Raw genomic sequence first — 1961 nt, 5'->3', positions numbered from 1 at the left:
GCAAATGGAGAGAATTCTTGTCCATTAAGAAATGTTACAAATTACATGGGTACATTAAGATAAGTTAAGGGGGTGCATCCATTGATGGATAAGGGTTTTCAGCTATTGTGGTATATATGTATGGGGGAAGTTCAGTTATATAGAGAATGGTTAAGCCTCTGTCTTTTCGCTGTTTACTGTTTGCTGTTTACTAATCACAGGAAAAAAGCTCCCCACTCCCCTCTTCTATGTCTGTTTTGTTACTTTTTTCTTTTCTCTTGGGATAAGATTGTGATCGATCGAGTTTAGGGAATTTTTATGACCACAGAAAGTTTAGCGACTTCGGACGCAATAGAGTCAATGACCGATGAATTTCTGGCTAGTACGAGCAGTCACCAAGAAATGATTGAAATGGTTATTTCTACTCTGCAGCAGAATGATACTGCTATGGTACAACATACAGAAAAAGGTTATCTTTGGAAGTTTCAGTATGGTAGCGTTGAGGTATTTGTACAGTTAACTGGGGAAAGCGATGATGATTTTCTCACGGTGTGGTCTTCTGTGCTGAAATTACCCGTTAAGGATGAATTGGGATTAACCCGCAAGTTATTAGCGATGAATTGTGCCGAAACCTTTGAATCTCATTTTGCCATTATGAATGATCAGGTGGTGGTGATTTCTCAGCGCACTGTGGCCGATTTGTCTGCTGGGGAGATTTCGCGAGCAATTACTCTCGTGGCGACGGTAGCAGATAATAATGATGAAATGTTACGAGAATCCTTTGGTGGCAGCTAAAATTTGGCGTTATATCCCTCCAATTATCTCATCGGCAGAGCGACAAATGGCGATCGATTCTTGGTTACTAGAGCAACACCGTTGCAGTCATCATCCCCCGACTCTGCGTTTTTATCAATGGTCGCCCCCGGCTATTTCCTTGGGCTATCATCAACGGCAATATCCCGATTTTTGGCGTGATTTGACTTGGCAAGGTCAAAAAATCTCCCTAGTTCGTCGTCCTACCGGTGGACGGTCTGTACTACATCAGGGGGATTTGACCTATATGGTGGTAAATTCGGGGATGAAGGGGAATATTAGGGAAGTTTACCAGCAAATCTGTCAATTTTTAATCACAGGCTGGCAAAATATCGGTCTGGAGTTGTCCTACGGTGCTGCCGGCCGGGGATATATCCATTCTGCTAACTGTTTCGGTACAGCTACCGGTGCGGATTTAGTCGATAATTGGGGGAATAAATTTATTGGGAGCGCCCAACTGCAACGGGGTTCCTCGGTTCTCCAACATGGTTCGATGGTGCTAGAGCAAGATAATTCGCTGTTTGAGCAAGTTTTCGCCAGTGCTGCCCCTCAAAAGCTGAATTTAGCGCCAGATTTGACCCTAGAGACAATTATCGCTACCCTGAAAACCGCCGCCGAGGAATGCTTCGATTGTCAATTGCTAGAGCAACCCCTAGAGGATTGGGAGTGGCGATCAATTAAACAAATGAATATAAATACTCATTGACAAAAAAGTTTTTGTGTGTATAGAAAATCAATTATGAGTCAAGTTGTATAGATTTGTAATTTTTTGCTAATAATAGTTAAAGGTAGATAGAGACCGCAAGGAACCAAAGTCTTACCGAACTCGAAATTATTGTCTAGCTTGTGCTAGTTTAAGAAACGTTAATCTTTTACAGTTTGTGAGGATTAACTAGCGATCGCATCTAGTTTAGTCAAGCTAATCCAGTCAATCGATCGCGCCATCTTATAAGACAATGGGAGTAATCCCAGACTCAAAAAAGTTAAGAAATCTTGCCCGTGATTTCAGTTAAGCAAGAGGAAAAATACCCATGACCATTGCTGTCGGACGCGCCCCAGAAAGAGGGCTGTTTGATGCTCTCGATGACTGGCTCAAAAGAGACCGTTTCGTCTTCATCGGTTGGTCTGGTTTACTACTCTTCCCCTGCGCCTTCATGGCCCTAGGTGGA

General features: G+C 42.9%; 2 protein-coding genes and 1 pseudogene. All 3 read left to right on the top strand.

The window, feature by feature from the left end; translation table 11 throughout:
- Positions 1-297: 297 nt before the first annotated feature.
- A complete protein-coding gene (locus O9332_RS11640; RefSeq protein ID WP_002759574.1) occupies positions 298-774 on the top strand; it encodes a YbjN domain-containing protein in 477 nt (158 codons plus the stop codon).
- The gene (locus O9332_RS11635) at positions 737-1498 is read left to right on the top strand and encodes a lipoyl protein ligase domain-containing protein (protein ID WP_002759573.1); all 762 of its coding nucleotides are present in this window, start codon (positions 737-739) and stop codon (positions 1496-1498) included. Before O9332_RS11640 ends, O9332_RS11635 begins: the two co-directional genes overlap by 38 nt.
- A 325-nt stretch (positions 1499-1823) precedes the next feature.
- Positions 1824-1961 (top strand): annotated as a pseudogene (locus O9332_RS11630) (photosystem II D2 protein (photosystem q(a) protein)); the annotation flags it as partial.

Origin of the sequence: Microcystis sp. LE19-10.1B (assembly GCF_027530565.1) — a bacterium.
Classification (GTDB): Bacteria; Cyanobacteriota; Cyanobacteriia; order Cyanobacteriales; family Microcystaceae; genus Microcystis; species Microcystis aeruginosa.
The sequence above is the reverse complement of the archived record's forward strand: the minus strand, read 5'-3'. Positions and strand labels throughout refer to the sequence as shown.

Excerpts from the sequence above, each read along its gene's own strand:
- O9332_RS11640 (WP_002759574.1), top strand. The coding sequence starts at position 298 with ATGACCACAGAAAGTTTAGCGACTTCGGACGCAATAGAGTCAATGACC.
- O9332_RS11635 (WP_002759573.1), top strand. The coding sequence starts at position 737 with ATGATGAAATGTTACGAGAATCCTTTGGTGGCAGCTAAAATTTGGCGT.